Source organism: Archangium lansingense, from assembly GCF_026626635.1.
Taxonomy (GTDB): Bacteria; Myxococcota; Myxococcia; order Myxococcales; family Myxococcaceae; genus Archangium; species Archangium lansingense.
The window spans coordinates 291978-317098 of record NZ_JAPNKA010000001.1; the positions used below are offsets into that span (position 1 = coordinate 291978).

Annotated in this window: 12 protein-coding genes; 9 read left to right on the forward strand and 3 right to left on the reverse strand. The window is 69.7% G+C overall.

What is annotated here, in order from left to right:
* The first annotated feature begins 172 nt into the window (after positions 1-172).
* The 9 genes from OV287_RS01145 (at position 173) to OV287_RS01185 (ending at position 22865) form a co-directional block, all read left to right on the forward strand.
* Positions 173-4303, forward strand: coding sequence for a protein kinase domain-containing protein (locus OV287_RS01145; protein ID WP_267532094.1), 4131 nt, complete (start codon positions 173-175; stop codon positions 4301-4303).
* Between the two features lie 102 nt (positions 4304-4405).
* Positions 4406-8494: a protein kinase domain-containing protein gene (locus tag OV287_RS01150; protein WP_267532095.1), complete on the forward strand. Its 4089-nt coding sequence runs from the start codon at positions 4406-4408 to the stop codon at positions 8492-8494.
* Positions 8495-8527: 33 nt separating this feature from the next.
* The gene (locus OV287_RS01155; protein WP_267532096.1) at positions 8528-10879 is read left to right on the forward strand and encodes an ATP-binding protein; all 2352 of its coding nucleotides are present in this window, start codon (positions 8528-8530) and stop codon (positions 10877-10879) included.
* Between the two features lie 134 nt (positions 10880-11013).
* Entirely contained in the window at positions 11014-12012 is a 999-nt protein-coding gene (locus tag OV287_RS01160) for a glutathione S-transferase family protein (RefSeq protein ID WP_267532097.1), read from the forward strand.
* Between the two features lie 156 nt (positions 12013-12168).
* Complete coding sequence (locus OV287_RS01165) at positions 12169-16281, forward strand: protein kinase domain-containing protein (RefSeq protein WP_267532098.1); 4113 nt, start codon at positions 12169-12171, stop codon at positions 16279-16281.
* 88 nt (positions 16282-16369) lie between these two features.
* A complete protein-coding gene (locus OV287_RS01170) occupies positions 16370-20494 on the forward strand; it encodes a protein kinase domain-containing protein (RefSeq protein WP_267532099.1) in 4125 nt (1374 codons plus the stop codon).
* Between the two features lie 81 nt (positions 20495-20575).
* Positions 20576-21580, forward strand: coding sequence for an alpha/beta hydrolase (locus OV287_RS01175; RefSeq protein WP_267532100.1), 1005 nt, complete (start codon positions 20576-20578; stop codon positions 21578-21580).
* 30 nt (positions 21581-21610) lie between these two features.
* Positions 21611-22054, forward strand: a complete 444-nt coding sequence (locus OV287_RS01180) for a DMT family transporter (RefSeq protein ID WP_267532101.1) — start codon at positions 21611-21613, stop codon at positions 22052-22054.
* A 169-nt stretch (positions 22055-22223) separates the two neighbouring features.
* Positions 22224-22865, forward strand: coding sequence for a hypothetical protein (locus OV287_RS01185; protein ID WP_267532102.1), 642 nt, complete (start codon positions 22224-22226; stop codon positions 22863-22865).
* 14 nt (positions 22866-22879) lie between these two features.
* Here OV287_RS01185 and OV287_RS01190 read toward each other — a convergent pair whose 3' ends face one another.
* The 3 genes from OV287_RS01190 to OV287_RS01200 are packed head-to-tail and all read right to left on the reverse strand — an operon-like array spanning position 22880 to position 25075.
* Positions 22880-23449, reverse strand: coding sequence for a hypothetical protein (locus tag OV287_RS01190; RefSeq protein WP_267532103.1), 570 nt, complete (start codon positions 23447-23449; stop codon positions 22880-22882).
* Positions 23446-23979 carry a hypothetical protein gene (locus OV287_RS01195; RefSeq protein ID WP_267532104.1) on the reverse strand — a complete coding sequence of 178 codons (534 nt, stop codon included), beginning with the start codon at positions 23977-23979 and terminating at the stop codon, positions 23446-23448. Before OV287_RS01195 ends, OV287_RS01190 begins: the two co-directional genes overlap by 4 nt.
* On the reverse strand, positions 23972-25075 hold the full coding sequence (locus OV287_RS01200) for a hypothetical protein (protein ID WP_267532105.1): 1104 nt from the start codon (positions 25073-25075) through the stop codon (positions 23972-23974). Before OV287_RS01200 ends, OV287_RS01195 begins: the two co-directional genes overlap by 8 nt.
* Positions 25076-25121: the final 46 nt, after the last annotated feature.

Sequence of the window (25121 nt, forward strand, 5' to 3'; positions counted from 1 at the left end):
GGGGCGAACGGACGAGCCCGCGGCTGTTTCACGACGTTTCATCCGAGAGCTGGCGCGGCTCCGCCCGGGGCCTTCGCGCTTCCCCGGGGGGCTGCCTGCATGGCGCGCGGAGCCCTCCGGCTCGCTCACGTCCCGAGGACAGGCCTCTCATCCTCCAAGGAGAAGTGTGAGCTTGGACGCGATCCGGGAGGTCGATGAGATGAGCAGGGAGGCTCCTCAGGAGGACATACAGGCGTGGCCGCCGGAGAAGGACAGCTCCTCTTGGGTCTCGGATTCCGGTGACTCCTTCCTCCAGGACGTGCTCCACGCCGAGCCATCGTCGCGCCTGCCCGTCCCTGGGCAGTGGCTCGGAGGAGCGGACGGCCGGCGCTTCGAGCTCTTCGAGCCGATGGGGCGGGGCGGCATGGGACAGGTGTTCCGCGCGCGCGACGCGACCCTGGGCCGCGAGGTCGCGCTCAAGTTCCTGCTGCCGCGTCCGGGCTTCGAGGCGCTGGTGCTCGCCGAGGCACGAGCGGTGGCCCGGCTCGACCACGAGAACATCGTCCGCATCTTCGACGTGGCGGAGTGGAGCCGCGTGCCCGGACAGCTCCGGGTGCCCTTCCTGGTCATGGAGTGTCTGGAGGGCGAGTCGCTCGCCAGGCTGCTCGAGCACGAGCGCCCGGAGCTCCGGCGTGCGCTGGACCTCCTCAAGGCCATCGCCGCGGGCCTGGCGCACGCCCACGAGCGGGGCATCGTCCACCGCGACCTCAAGCCCGGCAATGTCTTCCTCACGCGGCAAGGCGCGGTGAAGCTGCTGGACTTCGGCCTGTCCCACCTCACCCGGGAGCCGGTCCGTTCCGCGCTCCAGCTCGCCGGAGGCACCCCGGCCTACATGGCGCCGGAGCAGTGGCGCGGCGAGGCGCAGGACGCGCGCACCGATATCTGGGCGGCCGGCGTGGTGCTCTACGAGCTGCTCACCGGCGAGCTGCCCTTCCAGGGGGCCACCCCGGCGGAGCTGCGTGCGCGGGTGACGTCTTCGGAGCCCGCGCCCCCGGTGCGCGTGCGCCACCCGGAGTTGCCCCGGCAGGTGGAGGCGTTGCTGGCCACGGCGCTGGCCAAGGAGCCGGCCCGGCGTTTCGCTTCGGCATTGGAGCTGCGCGAGGAGTTGCGTGAGCTGCGGGGGCGTCTCTTCGGCACCGGGCGCGAGGCGCGGGGCCCCAGCACCGAGCTCCAGCGGCGGCAGGTAACGCTCGTGTCCTGCCAGCTCTCGGGATTCTCCGAGGGCGGAGCGCCGCTGGATACCGAGGACGTAGGCGAGCTGGAGCTGGCCTTCCACGAGGCCAGTGTGGAGGTCATCGAGCGGAACGAGGGCTCCGTGGCCCTGTCCATGGGCGGCGAGGTGCTCGCGAGCTTCGGTTGGACGCAGGGCCGCGAGGACGACTCAGAGCGCGCGGTGCGCGCGGGGCTCCAGCTCACCCGAGAGCTGCGCGACACGCTCCAGCGCAGGCTGCCGCACCTGCCCCTCTCCGGGCTGTCCGTGCGCGGCGGCGTCCACACGGAGTTGATGGTGGTGGGCCCGCGGCTCCAGGGCGAGGCCCCGAAGGTGGCCGCGTGGCTCGCACACCGGGGCGGACCCGGGGAGCTGGTCGTCAGCGACAGCACCTGGACGCTCGTGCGGCTCTCCTTCCTCGGCGAGTCGCTCGGGGCTCAGGACTTCGAGGGGCTCTCGGGCCGCATGCATCTGGAGGCCCACCGGGTATCGCGCGAGCGGGAGGTGGCCTCCCGGTTCGAGCGGGCCCGCCTGGCGGGGAGCCTCTCGCCGCTGGTGGGACGGGAGCGCGAGCTGGAGTGGCTGCTGGAGCTCTGGGAGCGCGCGCGGAGGGGACAGGGGGCCTTCGTCCTGGTGAGCGGCGAGGCGGGCATCGGCAAGTCCCGGCTCATCGAGGCCTTGCGTGAGCGGATTCCGAAGCCGGTCCGCCTGTGCCGCATGCAGTGCTGGTCCCGGTTCAGCACCCAGTCCCTGCACCCCATCATCGAGCTGCTCCTGGGCCTGGTGGACGCCGGCCCGGAGCAGCCGCCACTCGAGCGCCTGCGAAGGTTGGAGGCGCGGATGAAGGAGCTGGGGCAGTCCGAGGAGGACACGCACCTGCTGGCGCTGCTGCTGGAGCTGCCCGTGCCCGAGGACTCTCCGGTCCTGAGGCTCACGCCCGAGCGGCGCAAGGAGAGGTCCTTCGAGGCCCTGGTACATCTCCTCGTGCAATGCACCTGCGATGACGCGCCCGTGCTCCTGATCATCGAGGACCTGCATTGGGCCGACTCCTGCCTGCTCGAGTTCCTGGGCGTGCTCCTGGAACGGAGCGCGGGCGCGCAGATCCTCGTCGTGCTCAGTGCTCGGCCGGAGTTTCAGCCGGACTGGCCCCCGCGCGATGTGTTCTACCGGCTCACGTTGGAGCGATTGCCCAGCGAGCTTTCGGCAGAGCTGGTGCGGGAGGTCTCGCGAGGCCACGCACTGACGGAGGAGGCTGTCCAGGGGCTGGTGAAGAGGACGGACGGCATCCCGCTCTTCATCGAGGAGATGACGCGCATGGCGCTGGAGGGCGGGGCCGCGGCGTCCATCCCGCTCTCCCTGCACGAGCTGTTGCTGGCGAGGTTGGACATGCTGCCCTCGCGGCAGAAGTCGCTGGCCCAGCTTGGCGCGGTGTTGGGACGCGAATTCGCGTACGACCTGCTCGCGGCGGTGGCGGAGCGGGACGAGGAGCTCCTGCGGCGTGAGCTCGCCGGGTTGGTGGACGCGGGGCTCCTGCGGCAGGGGGATTGCGTGAAGGGGCTCGCGTACGAGTTCCGTCACGCGCTCCTCCAGGAAGCGGCGTACCAGTCGCTGTCGCGGAAGACGCGGATGAGCCACCACCGCCGCATCGTGCGGGTGGTGGCGGAGCGCTTCCCCGGGTTGGTCGAGGCAAAGCCCGAGGTGTTCGCGTATCACCTCACGGAATCAGGGCAGCCCGCGCCCGCCGTCGGTCACTGGACGCGGGCGGGCCAGCTCGCCATTCATCGCGGGGCCTACCCAGAGGCGCAGAGCCATCTCTCCCGGGCGTTGGAGCTGGTGCCAGCCCTGCCGGATGCTGCCCAACGCCTTCAGGAGGAGCTGAGGATCCTCACATTCCTGGGCATGGCGATGACGCTGCTGCAGGGCTATTCCACGCCCGAGGTGCAGCGGCTGAATGACCGCTTCCACGAACTCATCCCCCAGGTGGGAGAGGCGTTGCCACGGCTCGAGCTGCAGTGGTGGGAGCCTTTCTCCAATTACTACGCGCGGAGTGAGTTCCAGCGGGCCTACGAGCTGGCGGAGAGACTCGTGGACCTGGGTCGGCGCCACGGTGATCGGGGGCTGCTCGCCTTGGGCCACCGGATCATGGCGAGCACACTCGGACTCTGGGGCCGGCAGCGGGAGTCCCTGGAGTATCTGGAGCGGGCCCTGGCCTGCTCGGAGTTCACCCTCGAGCAACATCGGAGGCTCGCCGCGCAATACTGGGGCGAGCCCCGGACGACGGCGCTGGCCTATGGCTCCATCGTGCAGGCGTTGTTGGGGCGGATGGAGGAGTCGCGGCGGTGGGGCCAGGAAGCGCTGGCACTGGCCGGACGCGTGGGCCACCCCAACACCACGGCCTTCGCGCTGTTCTACACGGCCGTGGGCTGCTGTCTGCGCCGGGAGCCGGCGGAGGTGTTGCGGCTGACGGACAAGGTCATCGAGCTCGCCAGCGAGCGCAGCTTCAGGATATGGCACATGCTGGCGTTGGTCTTTCGTGGCTGGGCTTTGTCCGAGCTGGGACACCCCCGGGAAGGGAGTGAGCTCATCCAGCAGCAGCTCGCGTCCTCGCGCGTGATGGGGTTCCTCACGTCCTGCCCCTCCCAGCAACTCCTGTTCGCAGACTGTCTCCTGAAGCTGGGGCGGGTGCGGGAAGCCCTGGATGCGATACAGGAGGGGCTGACCTCGAGCGCGGTGACGGGGGAGCGCAACGCTGATTCCGGGTTGCACCGGCTGTGGGGCGAGTGTTTGCTGCGGTGGGGAAGGCAGCGGGAGGCGAAGTATCGCTTCATCCGCGCCATCGCCATTGCCCGCGAGCAGGGGGCGGGCCTCTTCGAACTGCGCGCGACGGTGAGCCTGTGCCAGTTGCTGCGAGACCTGGGCCGTCCGGAGGCGGCGCGGCGGATGCTGGAGCGGGCGTGTGGCCGGTTCGAAGCGGGCGGGGAGTGCGTCGATCTCCAGGAGGCGCGGGTGCTGCTGGCGTCGCTCTCGAGGGCCGAGGTGCGGGTCCTCCCCTGAAGGCGCCCCCTTCCGAGGAGGGCAACCGGGCAGGCACCCCGTCACGGCTTCCATCGGGCCACTCCATCCCAAAGGCGAAGAGGGTGGTGAGGGGAGTGCGGGATGCGAGGCGACGCCTATTCGGTGAGTGAAGGCACGGAAAGGAGCGACTCCTTCCTGCAGGAGGTGCTCGGGGCCGGGCCGTTGCCGCTGCTGCCGATTCCCGGAGCGCGGCTCGGAGGGCCGGATGGCCGCCGGTATACGGTTCTCGAGTGGATTGGCGGAGGGGGAATGGGCCAGGTCTTCCGGACGCGGGACGAGGTGCTGCACCGCGAGGTGGCGCTCAAGTTCCTCTTGCAGCGCCCGGGTTTCGGAGAGGAGGCTCTGGCGGAAGCGCGGGCGGTGGCCCGGTTGGACCATGAGAACATCGTCCGCATCTTCGACGTGTCCGAGTGGCGCGGCATCTCCGACCAGCCGGGCGTGCCCTTCCTGGTGATGGAGTGCCTGGAAGGGAGCTCGTTCGACGCGCTGCTGAAGCGGGGGCGGTTGGAAGTGCGGCAAGCGCTGGGCCTGATGGAGGCCATCGCGGCGGGGTTGGCGCACGCCCACGAGCGGCACATCGTCCATCGCGACCTCAAGCCCAGCAATGTCTTCCTCACCCAGCAGGGGACGGTGAAGCTGCTGGACTTCGGGTTGTGTCACGTCACACCGGCAAGCATCGCCCGCAGACCGGCCCTGGCCACCGCGGGAACGCCGGCCTACATGGCGCCAGAGCAGTGGCGCGGCGAGACGCAGGATGCGCGCACGGACGTGTGGGCCGCCGGCGTGGTGCTGTACGAGATGCTCACCGGCAGGCCGCCCTTTCCGGGGCCCACGCTGAGCGAGCTGCGCGCGTGGGTGACCTCCCCCGAGCCCGTGCCCCCCGTGCGCGCGCGCCACCCGGAGGTGCCTCGGGAAGTGGAGGCGTTGCTGGCCACCGCGCTGGCCAAGGACCCGGCCCGGCGCTTCCGTACGGCGCTGGAGCTGCGGGAGGAGCTGCTCGAGGTGGGGGCTCGGCTCTGGCCTGGAGCTGAGGCCCCGAAGCAAGCCACGGCTCAGCGCCGGCAGATGACCCTGGTGGCGTTCGAGCTGACGGGGCTCGCCGGGAGTGGCTCGCTGCTCGACGCCGAGGAGATGGGCGAGCTGGAGACGGCCTTCCACGAGACGTGCGCGGAGGTCATCGAGCAGCACGGCGGCGCCGTGACCCTGGCCATGGGGTGCGACGTGCTCGCCTGTTTCGGTGGGCTCCAGGCCCGGGAGGATGACGCGGAGCGCGCGGTGCGGGCGGGGCTCCAGCTCACCCATGGCCTGCGGGACACGCTCCGGCGCAGGCTGCCGCGGCCAGGCCTCTCCGGGCTGTCCGTGAGGGGAGGCATCCACACGGAGTGGATGGCGGTGCGGGGACGTGCGCTCCAGGGTGAGGCACCGAAGGTGGCCGCGTGGCTCGCGCGGCGGGCAGCGCCCGGGAGCGTGGTGGTGGGCGACACGTCATGGAGGCTCGTGTGCGGCTCCTTCCACACCGAGCCGCTCGGGTCCCACGCCTTCGAGGGACTCTCCGGGACCGTGGGCATGCGCGTCCACCGCGTGTTGCGCGAGCGCGAGGGAGGCTCCCGGTTCGAGCGCTCGCGCGGGGCCGGGAACCTCTCGCCGCTGGTGGGGCGGGAGCGCGAGCTGGAGCGGCTCCTGGCGCTCTGGGAGCAGGCCGGGCGCGGACAGGGGGCCTTCGTCCTGGTGAGCGGCGAGGCGGGCATCGGCAAGTCCCGGCTCATCCAGGAGCTGTGCGAGCGGGTGGCGCCAGCGCCGGCCCTCCTGCTTCGCGTGCAGTGCTGGTCCCGGTTCAGCACCCGCGCCGAGTCTCCGGTCCCCGAGCTGCTCCAGGACGTGGCCCGGTTCGAGCCGGAGTCCTCCCCGGCGCGGCGCATGCGGCTGCTGGAGGAGCGGCTTCGGCCGATGGGTCTGACGTTGGCGGACGCGCATCTGGTGGGGCGGCTCCTCTCCCTGCCCACTCCCGATGACTCACCGGTCCTCCAGTACACCCCCGAGTGGCGCAAGGAGAGGACCTTCGAGGCCCTGGTGCGCCTGGTGCTGTACAGGTCCTCCCGGGAGGCGCCGATGCTCCTGGTCGTGGAGGACCTGCACTGGGCCGACTCCACCCGGCTGGAGTTCCTGGGCTTCCTCCTGGAGCGCATCGAGAAGGCGCGGCTCCTCGTCATCCTGAGCGCCCGCCCGGAGCTCCAGCCGGACTGGCCTCGACGGCCCTGGTTCCATACGCTCGCGGTGGAGCGCCTGCCGGCCGGACTCGCCGCGGCCCTGGTGAAGGAGGTGGCGCGGGGCCATGCGCTGCCAGAGGAGACCGTCCAAAGGCTGGTGGGCAGGACGGACGGCATCCCGTTCTTCATCGAGGAGATGACGCGCCTGGTGCTGGAGGGCGGTGCGGCGGCGTCCATCCCGGTCACCCTGCGGGAGCTGTTGCTGGCGAGGCTGGACATGCTGCCCTCTCGCCACAAGGCGCTGGCCCAGCTGTGCTCGGTCTTGGGGCGCGACTTCTCGCGGGCCCTCGTCGCCGCGCTGCTGGAGTTGGAGGAGTCCGTGCTGGAGCGCGAGCTCGCCGGGCTGGTGGAGGCGGGACTGCTCCAGGCGGAGACGTGCGCGGAGAAGGGGCCCGGGTACAGCTTCCGGCACGCGCTCCTCCAGGAAGCGGCGTATCAGTCCTTGTCCCGGAGCGCTCGGAGGCAATACCACCAGCGCATCTCGCGGGTGCTGGTGGAGCGCTTCCCCGCGCTGGTGGAGACAAAGCCCGAAGTGCTCGCCTACCACTACACGGAGGCGGGGGAGCACGCGCTGGCCATTGGTTACTGGGAACGGGCCGGAGTGCTCGCCATCCAGCGCCAGGAGCAGCCGGAGGCGCAGGGCCATCTCGCCCGGGCGTTGGAGCTACAGCAGGGGCTGCCGGATGCCGGACCCGTCGAGGAGCTGCGGATCCGCATGCTCCTGGGCCTGGCGATGGTGCATGTGCAGGGCTATTTCACGCCCGAGGTGGAGCGGCTGTATGACCGCATTGGGGAACTCATCTCCCAGGTGGGCGAGGAGTTGCCGCAGCTCGCGCTGTCCTGGTGGGCGCCCTTCTCCCATTACTTTGTGCGGGCTGAATTCCAACAGGCCTATGCGCTGGCGGTGAAGCTTGTGGACCTGGGCCGGCGCCACGGCCATCGGGGGTTGCTGGTGGTGGGCTACCGGGGGATGGCGAGCGTCCTCTTCTGCTGGGGACGGCCGCGAGAGGCCCTGGCATATCTGGAGCGGGTGTTGGCCAGCTCGGAGTTCACCCTCGAGGAGCATCGGACGCTGGCCACGTACCAGGGGATCGTCCCCCGGGCGGCGGCGCTGGCCTACGGCTCCGTGGTGCATGCGCTCCTGGGCCAGAGGGAGGACTCCCGGCGGTGGGCTCGGGAGGCGTTGGAGCTGGCCAGGCGCGTCGGCCATCCCTATACCACTGCCTTCACGCTGGTCCACGGGGCCCTGGCCCACGTCCTCAGCGGGGATGTACCAGAGGTATTGGAGCTGACGGAGCAGGCCCTCGCGCTCTCCAGCGAGCGCGGCTTCATGTTGTGGCTCTCGTGGGCCGCACTCTTCAGAGGCTGGGCGCTGTCCGAGCTGGGGCGGCCGCAGGAGGGCATCGCGCTCCAGCGGCAGGCGCTCGAGCGCTGGCGGGTGCTCGGCCTTCGTACCGGTGTTCCCTACAACCTGAGTCTGCTCGCGGAAGTCCATCTGAAGCTGGGGCAGGTTCAGGAAGCACGGGCGGCAGTGGAGGAAGGGCTGGTTCGGGGCGCGGAGATCGGGGAGTGCAACGTCGATGCCCGGCTGCACCAGCTCCGGGGTGAGTGCCTGCGGCGCCTGGGAAGGGAGGAGGACGCGAGGCAAGGCTTCCTCCGCGCCATTGCCATCGCCCGCCAGCAGGGGGCGGGCCTTTTCGAGCTGCGCGCGACGGTGAGCCTGGGCCGTCAGCTGCGGGAGCTGGGGCGGCCGAGGGTCGCACGGCGGCTGCTGTCACGGGCGCTCGCGCGGTTCGAAGCGGGCGGGGAGTCGGCCCACCTCCAGGCGGCGAGGGCACTCCTGGACGAGCTCCAGGCGGGCGGACCGGAACTGGCGCCGCGGCGGCTTCCGGCCGCATCTTGAAGCCCTCAGGCCTCTGTCCACCGCGGTCCAGCCATGCGCACGGCACGGGAAATCCAGGAGGAGATCGAAGCGCGCTTCGGGTTCTTCCCCGCGTTCTTCGAGCCCGCACAGGACAACCCCCAGGTGCTGGAAAACCTGTGGCAGCAGACGCTCCGGGCCTACGTGGAGAATTCCCTCCCCGTGCTCTTCCGCGAGAAGCTCTTCGCCTGGCTGTCGCGCTACTGTGTGGTGCCCTACTGCCTCGTGTGCCACGCCTGTGCGCTGCGCCCCTTGGGGATGAAGTCCTCGCAGGTGCTGGAGTTCCTGGAGGCCCTCCCGCCCGCCCACGGGGCCATCGACGAGGTGCTCGCCCGCATGGACGCCACGGGGAAAGCTCCGGGGGATTGGCCGGTGCCCGGCGCGGAGCTGGAGGAGGACTTGTTCCGTTGCTCGGTCTTCCTCTTCGTCCAGCAGGCCCAGGCGGAGCGGTGTCGCGAGCGGATACGCCGGTTGCTCAGCCCCATGTTCTACGGGCACCTCACCGCGTTCCTCGCCTATGTGAAGGCATGCCACCTGTGGGTGGAGGCCCATCCGGAGCTGTCCTACGAGGCGGATCCGCGCGTCCGGGAGAACCTGGGGCCGATGCTTCGGGAGGAGCCCCGGCTGGGAGACTTCTTCGCGCGTTACGGTGAGCGGGTGCGCACCGAGCGGGAGCAGCGCGAGCGGGAGTTGCTCGAGGCCGCGGAGGCGGGCCAGCGCGCGGAAGCTCTCTCCCGGACGCTGAGCCGGCAGGCGGAGGCGCTGCGCGAGAGCGAGACCCACCTGCGGCTGGCGGTGGAGTCGACCGCGCTCGGCACGTGGGACTTCAACCCCAGGACGGGCGAGCTGCGCTGGGACGCGCGGTGCAAGGCCCTCTTCGGGGTGCCGGCGGCGGCGGAGGTGGACTACGCCACCTTCCTCTCGGGCGTCGTCCCGGAGGAGCGCGCTCGGCTGGACGCGGCAGTGGGGCAGGTGCTCGGCCCTGGCAGTGACGGCGAGTTTCGCGAGGAGTTCCGCATCCGGGGACTCCTGGACGGCGTGGAGCGGTGGATCTCCTCTCGCGGCCGTTGCTTCTTCGACGCACAGGGCCGCGCCAAGCGCTTCATCGGCACGGTGCTGGATGTCACCGAGCGCCGGCGCGCGGAGGACAACCTGCGCTTCCTCGCCCAGGCCAGCACGCTGCTGGCCACCTCGCTCGACTATGAGGACACCCTGCGGCGCGTGGCCACCCTGGCCGTGCCCATGCTCGCCGACTGGTGCGGGGTGGACGTGGTGGATGAGCGAGGACGGCTGCACCGGCTCCTCAACCTACACAGGGACCCGTCCAAGCTGCGGCTGAGCGAGGAGGTGCACCGGCGCTACCCCATCGACCCGAACGCGACGGTCGGCTCCCCCCAGGTGCTGCGCACCGGCGAGTCCCTGCTCATTCCGGAGATCACTGACGAGGGGCTCGCCCAGTACGCGCGGGACGCGGAGCATCTGCGGATGCTGCGCGAGCTGGGGTTGCGCTCCTACCTCGTGGTGGCGTTGCGCTCGCGCGAGCGGGTGCTGGGGGCCCTCACGCTCGTGCGCGCCGAGACGGGGCGGCGGTATGGGCAGGAGGAGCTGCGGCTGGCCGAGGAGCTGGCGCGCCGGGCGGCCGTCGCGGTGGACAATGCGTTGCTCTACAGCGAGGCGCAGAAGGCCATCGGGCTGCGGGATGGCTTCCTCCAGGTGGCCGCGCACGAGCTGCGCACGCCCGTCACCGCGCTGAAGCTCAACGTCCAGGCGCTGGTGACCAGTGCGCGTCGGGAGGAGGCCTGGAGCGAGCGGACCGTGGCGCGGATGATGGGCCTGGAGCGCGGGGTGGGCCGCTTGGGCGTGCTGGTGGATGAGCTGCTGGATGTGTCGCGCATCACCTCGGGAAGGCTGGTGCTGCATCCGGAGGAGCTGGACCTGGCCGGGCTGGTGCGGGAGGTGGCCGAGCGCATCCACTCCGAGGCCGAGCGGGCCGGCTGTACCCTGAGGGTGCTCGTCCCCGGGCCGGTGGTGTCCCGGTGGGATCGGCTGCGCCTGGAGCAGGTGTTGAGCAACCTGCTCTCCAATGCCCTCAAGTACGGCGCGGGCCGGCCGGTGGAGGTGGCGCTGAGTGACTTCGGCGAGCGCGTCCTCCTGCGGGTGCGCGACGAGGGCATCGGCATCGACGCCGCCGCCCAGGAGCGCATCTTCGAGCGCTTCGAGCGCGCGGTGAGCGACCGGCACTACGGCGGCCTGGGGATGGGACTTTGGATTACCCGGGAGATCGTCACCGCCATGGGGGGCACCATCCACGTGGAGAGCGCGCCGAAGCAGGGGGCTACCTTCACGGTGGAGCTGCCCCGGGTCTGAGCTCGCCAGAGAGCCCGGGCCTCCGCTCCTTCGCCTGCCCGTCTTGCGTGCGGGCTTGCTCCAACCTCTCCGACAGCACGGGTGGTTGCCCGCCTGACGCAGCGTGCCAAACGTCAGGGTAACGGAGGTGTCTCGTGGGATTGTTGGTGGACGGAGAGTGGCGTACGGACTGGTACGCCCCGGACGAGGCCGGACGCTTCGTGCGTCCGCGAACGCGCTTCCATGACCAGGTCTCCGCGAGCGGGGAAGGGCGCTTCCCGGCGGAGGCAGGCCGCTACCATCTCTATGTCTCGTATGCCTGCCCGTGGGCGAGCCGCGCGCTCCACATCCGCAAGCTCAAGGGGCTGGAGAAGGCGGTGGGCGTCACGGTGGTGGATCCGCGGATGGGGCGCAATGGCTGGGGCTTCGGGGGCTACCCGCGCTCGGGCGAGGACAAGCTCAACGGTGCGCACTACCTGAGCGAGGTGTACCTGAAAGCGGATCCGCACTACTCGGGGCGGGTGACGGTGCCGGTGCTGTGGGACACGCGCGAGCGCACCATCGTCAACAACGAGTCGCGCGAGCTGCTGCGCATGCTGGACACGGAGTTCGACGCCTTCGCCGAGCACCCGGTGACGCTGTGGCCCGAGGGGCTGCGCGAGCAGGTGGATGAGACGATCGAGGCGCTCTACGAGCCGGTGAACAACGGCGTGTACAAAGCGGGGTTCGCCGAGAACCAGGGGGCCTACGAGCTGGCGGTGCGTGAGCTGTTCACGGCGCTGGAGCACTGGGAGCAGGTGTTGGAGCGGCAGCGCTACTTGTGCGGGGACGTGCTCACCGAGGCGGACATCTGCTTCTACACCACGCTGGTGCGCTTCGACTTCGTCTACTACTTGCACTTCAAGTGCAACCTGGCGCGGGTGCAGGACTACCCCAACCTGTGGAACTACCTGCTGGACCTGTACCAGACGCCGGGCTTCGCGGAGACGACGAACATCGAGCACATCAAGGTGCACTACTACTGGAGCCAGGACACGGTGAACCCGTCGCGCATCGTGCCGGTGGGGCCGCAGGTGGACCTGCTCGCTCGGCACAATCGGGACCGGTTCGGCCCGAGGCAGATGGCGCTCATTCCGGGCGTCACGCGTCACTGAGCCCGCCTCCGCCTCTCTATGCCCTCTCCCTACTTCGCCCATCTCCCCTCGCCCTCCGGGAGAGGGACGGGGTGAGGGTACCCGGACCCCGGGTTGAATCCCGGAGTCACATCTGGGGCTCTCTGGTTCAACCCTTAGAGGGGACCGGAGCACGGGATGAGCAGGGAAGCCACGCAGGAGGGCGAGCACGGGGGCCTGTCCACGAGCGGGTATGAATCCTCGGGGGCTTCGGACTTCGAGGACTCCTTCCTGCGGGAGGTAAGCCGCTCCGAGCCATTGCCTCTCCTGCCGAGGCCTGGAGAGGCGCTCGGCGGCCCGGACGGCCGGCGGTACGAGGTGCTCGAGTGGATGGGCGGCGGGGGAATGGGCCAGGTATTCCGTGCGCGCGACGAAACACTGCGGCGCGAGGTGGCGCTCAAGTTCCTGCTTCCGCGTCCGGGCCTCGAGGCGGAGGCGCTCGCCGAGGCGCGGGCGGTGGCCCGGTTGGACCAGGAGAACATCGTCCGCATCTTCGACGTGGCCGAGTGGCGCGGCAGCCCAGGAGCGCCGGGCGTGCCCTTCCTGGTGATGGAGTTCCTGGAGGGAGAGTCGCTCGACGCGCTGCTGAAGCGGGGACACATGGAAGTGGAGCGTGCGCTGGAGGTGCTGGAGGCCATCTGCGCGGGCCTGGTGCACGCGCACGAGCGGGGCATCGTCCACCGCGACCTCAAGCCGGGCAACGTCTTCCTCACCCGGGAGGGGACGGTGAAGCTGCTGGACTTCGGCCTCGCGCACCTGATGGTGGCCAGCACCGAGAGCGCGCCACACCTGGCCATGGTGGGAACGCCCGCGTACATGGCGCCGGAGCAGTGGCGGGGAGAGGCGCAGGACGCGCGTACCGACATCTGGGCGGCGGGTGTGCTGCTCTACGAGATGCTCTCGGGAGGGCCCCCCTTCGCGGGGGGCTCGCTGGAGGAGTTGCGCGGGCGGGTGACCTCGGAGGAGCCAGCGCCCCCGGTGCGAGCGCGCAACCCGGAGGTGCCACCGGAGGTGGAGTCGCTGCTGGCCACCGCTCTGGCCAAGGACCCGGCCCGGCGCTTCCCCTCGGCACGTGAGTTTCGGCGGGAGGTGCATGAACTGCGGGCACGCCTCGCGGGTCCTGGAGTCGAGGAGCCGGAGCCGGTGAGCCGGCAACTCCGGCATCTGGTCCTGCTCTGCTGCCAGCTCACGGGCCTCTCCGGGCTGGTGGGGCGGATGGATGCCGAGGACCTGGGCGAGCTGGAGGTGGCCTTCCAGCAGAGCTGTGCGGAGGTCATCCGGCAGCACGGCGGCAGAACTCTGTCCCTGGGCAGCGAGGTGTTCGCCTGTTTCGGCTGCCCGCGGGTGCGGGAGGATGACTCGGAGCAGGCGGTGCGCGCGGCGTTGCACCTGGCCCACGCCATCCCCGAGCTACTCCAGCAGAGGCTGCCGCACCTGTCCCTCCCGGGGTTGGGCGCGAAGGTGGGCCTCCACACGGACCGGATGCTGCTGGACCTGCGCGCCATGCAGGGCGAGGCCCCGCGCGTGGCGTCCTGGCTCGCGGGTCAGGCCGGGCCCGGGGAGGTACTCGCCAGCGAGGCGGCGTGGCGGCTGGTGCGCGGGGCCTTCGAGACGGAGCGCCTCGGCCCTCGTGACTTCACGGGCCTGGCGGGGCCGGTACGCTCGGAGGTCCACCGCGTGCTGCGCGAGCGGGAGGTGTGCGTGCGCTTCGAGCGGACGCTGGTGGCGGGTGGCCTCACGCCGCTGGTGGGGCGTGAGCGCGAGCTGGGGCAGCTCCTGGCGCTCTGGGCCAGGGCTCGCGAGGGGCACGGTGCCTTCGTCCTGCTCCGCGGTGAAGCGGGCATCGGTAAGTCCCGCCTCCTCCAGGAGCTCCGCGAGCGTGTGCCCGCCGAGACCGCCACGCGCTTGCGGTTCCAGTGTTGGTACAGGTCCGGCGCCAGCGTGTTCCCTCCGGTTGCAGAGGGGCTCCAGCACCTCCTCCAGTTCTCTCCCGGGGGCACGCCCCAGCGGCACCTGGAGGAGATGGAGGCGCAGCTCGGCGCGATGGGCCTGTCCGAGGAGCATGTGCAGCTCCTGGGGCTGCTCCTCTTGCTGCCCGTCCCCGAGGGGTCCCCGGTGTATCGGCTCTCCCCCGCGCGGCAGCGGGAAAAGACGGAGGAGGCCCTGGAGGACCTGCTCCTGCGTATGGCAAGGCAGCGCCCGGTGCTTCTCGCCGTCGAGGATCTGCACTGGGCGGACTCCACCTGGCTCGCGTTCCTCACAACCCTGCTCGAGCATATCGAGGGCGCGCGCCTCCTCGTGGTGCTCAGCGCCCGTCCGGAGTTCCAGCCCTCCTGGCCCTCCCACCCCTGGCTCCACCGGCTCACCCTGGAGCGGCTGCCGCCGGGGCAGGCGACGGCCCTGGTGAAGGAGGTGGCCCGCGGTGCGCCGCTGCTGGAGGAGACGGTGCGGGAGCTGGTGGGGAAGACGGATGGGATTCCCCTCTTCATCGAAGAGATGACGCGCAGGGTGCTGGAGGGAGGGATGGTGGCGTCCATCCCGGTGACCCTGCAGGAGCTGCTGCTGTCGCGGTTGGACCTGCTGCCCTCACGGCAGAAGGCGCTGGCCCGACTCTGTGCGGTGGTGGGGCGGGACTTCTCATGGGAGATGCTCGCGGCGTTCACGGAGCGAGAGCCCTCGGACCTGCGGCGCGAGTTGGCGGGACTGGTGGAGGCGGGGCTGCTGCGGGAGGAGCGGGAAGGGGCGGGCGATCCCGGGTACCAGTTCCGGCACGTGCTCTTCCAGGAGGCGGCGTACCAATCCCTGCCGCGCAGCGAGAGGAGACAGCATCACCAGCACCTCGCGCGAGTGCTGGTGGCGCGCTTCCCCGCGGTGGTGGAGGCAAGGCCCGAGGTGCTCGCCTACCACTACACGGAGGCGGGAGAGCCCGCGCTGGCCATTCCCTTCTGGAGCCAGGCCGGGACACTCGCCTTCAAGCGCCTGGCCATGCCGGAAATGGTGGGGTACCTCTCGCGGGCGCAGGCACTGCTGAGCAGCCTGCCGGAGCCCCTCCACCCTGTCCAGGAGCTGCAGCTGCTGTTGATGGGCCTGGGCTACGCCCAATCAGTGCTGTACGGGTTCGGCTCGCCGGAAGTGGCGCGGACGTATGCGCGGGCCTGGGCGCTGGTGCGGCGGATGGATGAGCTCACGCCCCAGCTCGAATCGAGCCTCTGGGACCTCTTCGCGTTTCACCGGCACCGAGCTGAATTGCCCTTGTGCCACGAGCTGGCCGAGAAAGTGGTGCGCGAGGGAGAGCACCAGCGAAGCCCGGAACTGCTCGCCATGGGCCATGGGATGAGGGCGCTCGTGTTGAGTTCCAGGGGCCATGTGCGGTCCGCGCTGGAGTCCAACGCGCGCGCGATGGCCTGTGCGCGCTCCATCCCCGAGGCGCACCGGGGGAGGTTGTTGGCGAGGTTGCTGGCCCATGCTTCCATCATCCAATCGGCGTCAGGCAGGCTGGAGCAGGCCCGGGAGTCCGGGCGGGAGGCGCTGTCCCTGGCCCGGAGCATTGGCGAACCCCTCTTCCTGTGCGTGGTGCTGGTCTACGCATGCTGGGCCGCCGTGAGCCGCTGGGACATCCAGGAAGCCCTGAGGTTGATGGACGAGGCCCGCGCCATCCCCGGCGAGCACGGCGATTGGATCTGGCCGGTGTGGACGAAGGCCACCTGGGGTAGGTACCTGGCCGAGCAGGGGCAGCCTCGAGAGGGTCTGATGCTCGTGCAACAGCAGGTCTCACGCTGCAGAGCCCTGGGGCGTCAGGACCTACTGCTCTACTGCCTTGTGTTGCTCGCGCATGTCCACCTGAAGCTGGGTCAGGCCGGCGAGGGGCTGAGGACGGTGGACGAGGCCTTGGGCATGGTGCGGGAGAAGGGAATGTTCGGCGCCGAGCCCGAGCTGCTCCGCCTGCGCGGAGAGTTGCTGCGCGTCGAGGGGCGGGAGCGCGAGGCGCGGAGTGCCTTCTTCCGTGCCCTCGCCATGGCCCGGGAGCAGGGAGCGCTCCTCTACGAACTGCGCGCGACGGTGAGACTGGGCCGACTGCTGAGAGACACGGGCCGGCCGGAGGTGGCGGGGAGGCTCCTGGCGCGAGTCCTCGAGCAATTCGAGCCGGACGTGGACTCAGTCGATCTCTCGGATGCAAGGGCGTTGCTGGAACAACTTCCCCTCTCCCCCCGGGAGAGGGACGGGGTGAGGGTATCGAGAATCCCAGGTTGAATCCCGGAGTCACATCCGGGGCTCCCGGGTTCAACCCTCGGAAGAGACCACTGGCGGAGACGAGGCGGTGGCGCCACCGGAGCACGGGATGAGCAGGGATGCCATGCAGGAGGGCGAGGACGGGGCGCTGCCCATGAGTGGGGGTGAAACCTCGGGAGCCTCGGACTTCGAGGACTCCTTCCTGCGGGAGCTGGGGCAGTCCGAGCCGTTGCCTGTATTGCCGCTGCCCGGAGAGGTGCTCGGGGGCCTGGACGGCCGACGTTACGAGGTGCTCGAGTGGATGGGCGGCGGAGGGATGGGCCAGGTGTTCCGTGCTCGCGACGAGACGCTGCGGCGGGAGGTGGCGCTCAAGTTCCTGCTGCCGCGTCCGGGTTTCGAGGCGGAGGCGCTCGCCGAGGCGCGGGCGGTGGCCCGGTTGGACCATGAGAACATCGTCCGCATCTTCGACGTGGCCGAGTGGAGCGGCATCCCGGAGGCGCCGGGTGTGCCCTTCCTGGTGATGGAGTGCCTGGAGGGAGAGTCGCTCGCCGCGCTGCTCAAGCGGGGGCGGCTGGAGGTGGGGCGCGCGCTGGAGGTACTGGACGGCATCTGCGCGGGGCTGGCGCACGCGCACGAGCGGGGCCTCGTCCACCGAGACCTCAAGCCGGGCAACGTCTTCCTCACCCGCGAGGGGACGGTGAAGCTGCTGGACTTCGGCCTGTCCCATCTCACCCTGGCCAGTGCGGAGAACGCACCGCACCTGCTCACGGCGGGGACGCCTGCGTACATGGCACCGGAGCAGTGGCGGGGCGAGACGCAGGGTGCGCGCACCGACATCTGGGCAGCGGGCGTGGTGCTCTACGAGATGCTCACGGGAGGGCTGCCCTTCGCTGGTGCCACGGTGGCGGAGTTGCGCGAGCGGGTGCTGTCGGAGGAGCCAGCGCCCCTGGTGCGCGCGCGCAACCCGGAGGTGCCACCGGAGGTAGAGGCACTCCTGGCCACGGCGCTGGCCAAGGACCTGGACCGGCGCTTCCCCACGGCGCGGGAACTCCGGCACGAATTGCGCGAGCTGCGGGCGCGCCTCGCGGGTCCCGGCTTCGAGGAGGCGGGACCCAAGAGCCAGCAGCGGCGGCAGTTGGTGCTGCTCTCCTGCCAGCTCAGGGGTCTCTCCAGGCTCGCGGAACGGCTGGATTCCGAGGACGTGGGCGAACTGGAGGCGGCCTTCCAGCAGAGCTGTGCGGAGGTCATCCAGCGGCACGGAGGCAGCGTCAACCTGTACATGAGTGGCGAGGTGTTCGCCTGTTTCGGCTGCCCCCAGGTGCGGGAGGACGACTCGGAGCGGGCCGTGCGCGCCGCACTGCTCCTGGCCCAGGGCCTGCCGGAGACGCTCCAGCGGAAGCTGCCGCACCTGTCCCTCTCCGGGCTGAAGGCGAGGGTGGGCCTGCACACGGACCGGGTGGGCCTGGACACACGTACCCTTCAAGGTAACGCGCCGAGGGTGGTGTCCCGGCTCGCGAGCCAGGCCGGGCCCGGGGAGGTGCTCGTCGGCGAGACGCTCTGGAGGCAGGTGCGTGGGGCCTTCGAGACGGAGGCCCTCGGCCCTCGTGACTTCACGGGATGGGCCGGGCTGGCGCGTATGGATGTCCACCGCGTGCTGCGCGAGCGGGAGGTGCGGGTGCGCTTCGAGCGGACGCTGGTGGCCGGTGGCCTCACGCCGCTGGTGGGACGTGAGCACGAGCTGGGGCACCTGCTGACGCTCTGGGACGAGGCCCGCGAGGGTCGGGGCGCCTTCGTCCTGGTCCGCGGCGAAGCGGGCATCGGCAAGTCCCGTCTCCTTCAGGAGTTGCGCGAGCGGGTGCCCGCGGAGACCGCCACGCGCTTGCAGTTCCAGTGCTGGTCCAGGCTCGGCGCCAGCGTACTCCCTCCGGTTGCCGAGGTTCTCCAGCGCCTGCTCCGGTTCTCCCCGGAGGGCACGCCCCAGCGGCACCTGGAGGAGTTGGAGGCACAGTTGGGCACGATGGGCCTGCCCGAGAAGGACGTGCCGCTGCTGGGACTGCTTCTCTCGCTGCCCGTCCCCCAGGGTTCTCCGGTGTACCGGCTCACACCCGAGCGGCGGCGGGAAGAGACGTATGCGGCGCTGGTGGACCTGCTCCTGCATGTGGCGAGGCAGCGCCCGGTGCTCTTCGCTGTCGAAGACTTGCATTGGGCGGACTCCTCCTGGCTCGAGTTGCTCGGCACCCTGTTCGAGCGCGTCGAGGGCGCGCGCCTGCTCGTCGTCCTCAGCGCCCGTCCCGAGTTCCAGCCCTCCTGGCCTTCCCACCCCTGGCTCCACCGATTCACCCTGGAGCGCCTGCCGTCCGGGCTCGCGGCGGAGCTGGTGAAGGAGGTGGCCCGCGGTACGCCCCTTCCGGAGGAGAGGGTGCGGGAGCTGGTGGGGAAGACGGACGGGATTCCCCTCTTCATCGAGGAGATGACGCGCAGGGTGCTTGAGGGAGGAGAGGTGGCGTCCATCCCGGCCACCCTGCACGAGCTGCTGCTGGCGCGCTTGGACCTGCTGCCCTCACGGCAGAAGGCCTTGGCCCAGCTGTGTGCGGTGGTGGGGCGGGACTTCTCATGGAGGATGCTCGCGTCGGTCGCGGAGCGCGAGTCCTCGGACTTGCGGCGCGAGTTGGCGGGACTGGTGGAGGCGGGGCTGCTGCGGGAGGAGCGGGAAGGGGCAGGCGATCCCGGGTACCAGTTCCGGCACGCGCTCTTCCAGGAGGCGGCGTACCAGTCCCTGCCGCGCGGCGAGCGCAGGCAGCATCACCGGAGAATCGCGTGGGTGCTGGCGGAGCGCTTCCCCACGGTGGTGCAGGCGAGGCCCGAGGTGCTCGCACACCACCATACGGAGGCGGGGGCTCCTGCACTGGCCATCCCCTACTGGTGCCAGGCCGGGAACCTCGCCCTCCAGCGCACGGCCAACCTGGAAGCGGTGACACACCTCACCCGGGCGCAGGAACTGCTGCGCGAGCTGCCAGAGGCCGAACGGCACCCGGTGGTGGAGTTGATGGTGTTGGCCGGTCGGGGTTTCTCCCTGGCGCATGTGCAGGGCTTCGACTCGCCGGAAGCCGCGAGGACGCAGGCACGAGCGCTGGAACTGGTGCGGCAGATGGACGATTTCCCACCTCTGCTCGAGCTGGGTATCTGGAGCCTCCACGACTACCACCAGATGCGGGCGGAGTACTCCCTGGCTTGCGAGCTGGCCGAGCGGGTGGTGCGCCAGGGAGAGCGCCAGGAGAGCCTCTCGCTGCTGGCCATGGGCCATCAGATGATGGCGTCCAATTTGGGCTGCCAGGGACGATTCCGGCTCGCGCACGAGTCCAACGAGCGCGCGCTGGCCTGCGTGCGCTCCGGCCTCGAGCAGAACTGGAAGCTGACGGTGGCGGGTCAGTTTACGCTCTCCCCAGCGGGGCTCCTGTCCTTCGCCTCGATGAGCCTTTCGGCCTTGGGGCGGCTGGAGCAGGCCCGGCGGTACGGCCGCGAGGCGCTGGATCAGGCCCGGTGCATCGACCATCCACACACCACGGCTCTGATCCTGACGTTCACGGCCCTGGCCTGCCAGGGCCGCCGGGAGGTCCAGGAGGCCTCTCGGTGTGCGGAGGAGGCCGTCACCATTTCCAGCGAGCGCAGCTACTGGCTGTGGCAGGCGTGGGCGAGAGTCATCCAGGGGTGGACCCTGGCCGAATTGGGGCAGCCGCGCGAGGGGCTGAAGCTCATCCGGCAGGAGATCGCGCGCTGGCGAGGGAGTGGAGCCCGATTCATGATGACCTACTACCTCGGCGTGCTCGCGGCGGTCCACTTGAAGCTGGGTCAGCTCAGTGAGGGCCTGGGGGCGGTGCACGAAGCGCTGAGCGAGGCGCGGGAGACAGGCGAGCGCGGTAACGAGGCCGAGCTGCGCCGCCTGCGCGGAGAGCTGCTGCGTGCCAGCGGGCGGGAGCGCGAAGCCCAGTATGACTTCTTCCGTGCCCTCGCTGTCGCTCGCGAGCAGGGGGCCCTCCTCTTCGAGCTGCGCTCGACGGTGGGCCTGGGCCGGCTGCTGGGGGACACGGGGCGGCCGGAGGTGGCGCGGAGGCTCCTGGCGCGAGTCCTCACCCGGTTCGAGGTGGGCGTGGACTCCGTCGACCTCTCGGAGGCGCGGACGTTGCTGGAGCAGCTCTCCCTTCCTCCCTCGCCCCCCGGGAGAGGGTCGGGGTGAGGGTAGCGGGCACCCCGGGCTCCATCCCGTTCGCCCCACCGTGCCCACCTGGTGCACAGTACGTCCACCAGGGGGAAACACATGGGAATGCTCACCATCCTGTCGACGCTGATGGGCGCGAGCTTCACGACGGCGGCGCGGCGCCTGAAGCACGGCCCGCTGCGGCCCGGGTGGAGTTTCAAGTTCGAGGCCACGGTGGCCTTCATGAGGGCGACCAACGAGCGCGTCATCCACCTCGACGCAGCCACGCAGCGAGCGGAGATGGAGCAGATGTCCATGCCCTCGTCCGCGCTGAAGCGGGTGCGGCGCGAGCCGGTGGACGCGGGGGGCGTGCCCGCGGAGTGGTTCATCCCCCGTGAGGGCGCCAGCGACAACGTGGTGCTGTACCTGCACGGAGGCTCCTACGTCTTCGGCTCCACGCGCACGCATGGGGACCTCATCGCGCGGATTGCGCTGGGCACGGGGGCGCGGGTGCTGGGGCTCAACTACCGGCTGGCGCCCGAGCACCCCTTCCCCGCGCCTGTCGAGGACACGGTGGCCGCGTACCGCTGGCTGCTGTCCACCGGGGTGAAGCCGGAGCAGGTAGCGTTCTGCGGGGACTCGGCGGGAGGAGGGCTGGCCATCGCTGCGCTGGTGTCGCTGCGCGATGCGGGCGTGCCGCTGCCGGCGGGGGCGGTGCTCATCGCGCCCTGGGTGGACCTCGAGTGCAGCGGGGAGAGCGTGGTGGCGCACGAGCGCTTCGACTGGGGCGACAAGCGCATGCTGCTGCACTGGGCGAAGTGGTACGTGGGCAACGCGGACGTGCGCAATCCGCTCATCTCGCCGTGGTACGCGGACCTGCGCGGGCTGCCTCCGCTGTTCGTCCACGTGGGGAGCGCGGAGTTGCAGCACGACGACGGCGTGCGCATCATTGAGAAGGCGCGCACCGCAGGAGTGAGGGCGCACCTGGAGGTGTGGCCGGAGATGGTCCACAACTTCCAGACCTTCGGCGAGGGCTTCCCCGAGGCCGTGCGCGGCACCGCCAAACTGTGCGAGCACCTGCGAAGTGTCCTGAGGCAATCTGCGCCCGGATCGGCCGTGGCCTGAGGCGCGCATTCGAGGGTATACGCCGCGCCCATGCTCCGCGCGCAACTGCTCTGGTTCGCCATCGCCTTCGGTATGGGGGCCCTCCTGCCCGTGCAGGCGGGGATGAACGTCCGGCTTCGGGATGCGCTCGGCAGTCCGTACCGGGCTTCCCTGGTCAGCTTCTTCCTCGGCACGGTGGCACTGTTGGTGCTCGTGCTGCTCACGCGCGGTGAAACGGCCGAGCCCAAGCAGGCCCCGTGGTGGGCCTGGGTGGGCGGGTTCATCGGGGCCACGCTGGTGACGGGCACGGTGCTCCTCACGCCGAGGCTCGGAGCGGCGGCCCTCTTCGCGGCGCTGGTGGCGGGGCAGCTCGCCGCGGCCGCACTCATCGACCACTTCGGGCTGGTGGGCTACCCCGAGCTGCCCTTTTCCGCTTCTCGGGCCGTGGGAATCGTGCTGCTGCTGGCGGGTGCACTGTTGGTCCTCCGACGCTGATCGCCCGCTTCGTCGGGGATTGAGCATGGGGGGGATTGCAGGGATTACGGTGGTTGCCGATATACCTTGCGCCTGAAGGGGATGGCCGGGTGGGTAGCACCCCGGGAAATCACGAGGGCAGGGGGCCCCTCGGCGATTGCGGATACGCGCCCCGTCTGGGAGTCGCACCATGGCCCGGCATCGAAGCAGACGCTCTCCTCACGCGGACACGCGCATCTCTGGCGTGTTCATCCAGCTGCTCACGACTGAGTGGACGAAGGAGTCGCGGGGAGGAGCGGGGGCGCGGGTGCGCAACGCCACGCCCATCGCGAGTGTGCTGCCGGACGCCTGGAGCGGGGCCGGGGACGCACTCTTCCATCTGCACCACGTCTATTTCTCCGAGCAGCGGCACTTCCTGCGGCGGGAATGGACGGAGGTGCGCAAGGGCAAGTCCTTCGTCGAGGTGGAGGCCTTCCGCGTGGAGCGCTCGGAGGAGGGCGTCCGGGTGCTGCTCGACTACGGGAAGATGGGGATGCCGGGGCAGCTCGAGTGGAGCGGCCAGGCCCGAGGCGAGCGCCACGAGGAGCTGTTCCACCTGTCTCCCGGCGAGTGGGCGCGCGGCGTGTACAACGAGCGCATCCCGTATTGGGATACGGGGCACTGGGGCTACTGCAAGCACGTGGTGAACGTGGGCCTGCTGAGCGACGCGGGGCTGGAGGTGTTCCAGCGCACCGTGCCGAAGCTCGAGCTCCGCCGCGAGTTCCTGCTGCGCCAGCGCGGGCCCGTGGCACCGGGTGCGCATACCACCCGGATGCCATCCGTGACGCAGTGAGGCGGGAACTCCCTCTAAGGTTCGAGGCTGGAGTCGACCGTAGCCAGAAGCCAGTCGAGCACCTCGGCGGGCTTCATCCATGCATGAGGTACGCGTATCTCCGGCTCTTCTGTCGCGTCTGGATTCTGTCCGACATGACAATGGAGCAGTGGATGCCCACATGGGCCCTTGCCTGCTGGCGCTTCGGTGAAGTCGACGCGTGCATACCAGGGCACTTGGGTTGTTCGTCCCTTGCCCTGGATTCCAATGCTGAAGCTGCTCACTCTGGTGGTGCGCTGGTCGACGACCACGACCACTGTCAGGAGTGCTCCTTCATCAAGGCTCTTCAGCTTGTTGAGCCGGAGCGCCGGATGACCTCCCGCCTGCCCATCGGCGTTGGAGGAGAAGACGAATGTCGAAGCACGCCCATCCCGGTTCTGCTGGGTCAACCAGCCAACCGCTTGCCCCGCGCAGAATCCTCGGTCCGCGAGCAGCTTGAGCCGGACACGAAGTTCGTTGCCGTGATGGATGCGTTTCGCGCCGAGTTCCTCGAATCCTTTCCGGATTGCTGTATCTCGGGTTTCCCAGGCACCCTTTCCCCTCAAGGTGGGCCTCCCAACAACCGGGCCCGGTGGGTCAGCAGAATGTTCTCGAATGTCTCCGGAAGCTCACCCGCCTCATAGGCTGTGAGCCATGCCTCCGGGCTCTTTCCGGTGCGTTCGATGAAGGCTTTGGTTTCTGCCGCGACGTCGATGTTTTGCAACCGCTCAGGTTCGACCTCGCTGCCGCTGAGCCAGCTCGCGAGTCCAGGCGCATCGGCGAGCACTCGGAGCCCTTCTCCTCCACGAAGGAGGAAGAGAAGGAGCGGCACTTGTCGCTCCACAAAATGTTCGCGCCGCCCGTCGAGCTCGATAACGGTTGCACCCTCATCGGGTGGAGTGAGCAGGACCAGCGCTCTGGGGTGCGGGAGCGCCTCATCGAGCGTTGTGGCTCGTAGCACCTGGATGCCGCTCGGAGCGAGCAACTCCAATTCCGTGATGAGCTCGCTCCGTTGCTCGTAATCCGAATAGATGACCAGCCCGATGGGAGTCTTTGTGCGGGCCAGCTTCCAGAGGGCCCCAGAGGCGTCACGCATACAACGCTTCCCCATCCGACTGGGCGAGGAGGGGGTGCATTTTCACGATGACCCTGTCGTCCACTTCGTTCTCGAGAAGAATGCCGTGCGACAGCAGCCGGACGCGCCGCTCGATGGGGATTTCGAGGCCGTCCGAGCCGTCTGCCACCCGCATTACCTTCATGTCTCCATCCCGCAGCAACCGACGGAGGCTGTCGGTCTGGTCCCTCATGGCGTTGTCGAGATCTTCGCGTGTTGGCAGTTCCCGGTTGGCGACCGTGGCGTAGCCTCCTGCATCCCTCATGAGTTGGAGGAAGGTTCGGGGGAGTCCTCCGCTGGAAATGGCCGCTGTTTCCAGGAGGGGCTTCAGGGCGTCGACGTTCGTGTCCTCCTTTCCCATTCGACGACGGAAGATGTCCGCGAGGAACTGGCGTCCCTCCTTCCAGTGAGACCCTTGCTGTTCGATCACTGGAACGGGGCGGATGGGAAAGACCCGCAGCTCACTCAGCAACTCGGCATTCGCGGGTCCGATGACCAGGGATGGGGGCACGACGAACGCGAGCTCGACCTCATCCTTCAAGGAAAGGAAGGTTCGGACCGCGCTACGGGCTTGTTCTTCCGGGCACTTCTCTAGTCCATCCACCAAGATGGCGACCTGAGACGCAGGGCTCTTCTTCTTGAACTCGCGAATCACTGCCAGGAATGCGTCGCGGTAGGGACCTGGCTCCAGATGTCCTTGATGGCTGGGGGCCTTTCCGGTCATTCGGGAGCGTGCTTCATCCGGTATCTCCAATTGCAATTGGAGCTTTGTCCGGGTCACTTCAAATATTGATCCTCCAAGAACCCACAGAAGGTCGGCACCTGTGATCTGCCGCATGTTCAGGACCTGATCCAGCGAGAGATCTAACGCAAAGAACTCGGCACCAAGACGCAACTCCTCGGCGGCAGTGGCTATCTCCGTGCTCTTGCCGCTACCAACAGGTCCAGCGACCGCGAAAGGACCGAGCCCTGCGCGCATCATCGATGCGAGGCGGCGTCCATCGCCCATGGGTCGTGGAACATGCAGAGGATCGTCCCCTCCGAGCGGCTTGTGTGGGGCTAGCGCCTTCCAATCCATCTGTTGCCTCTGCTTTGACGGTGTCTAAAAGACGTTCCTACCCACA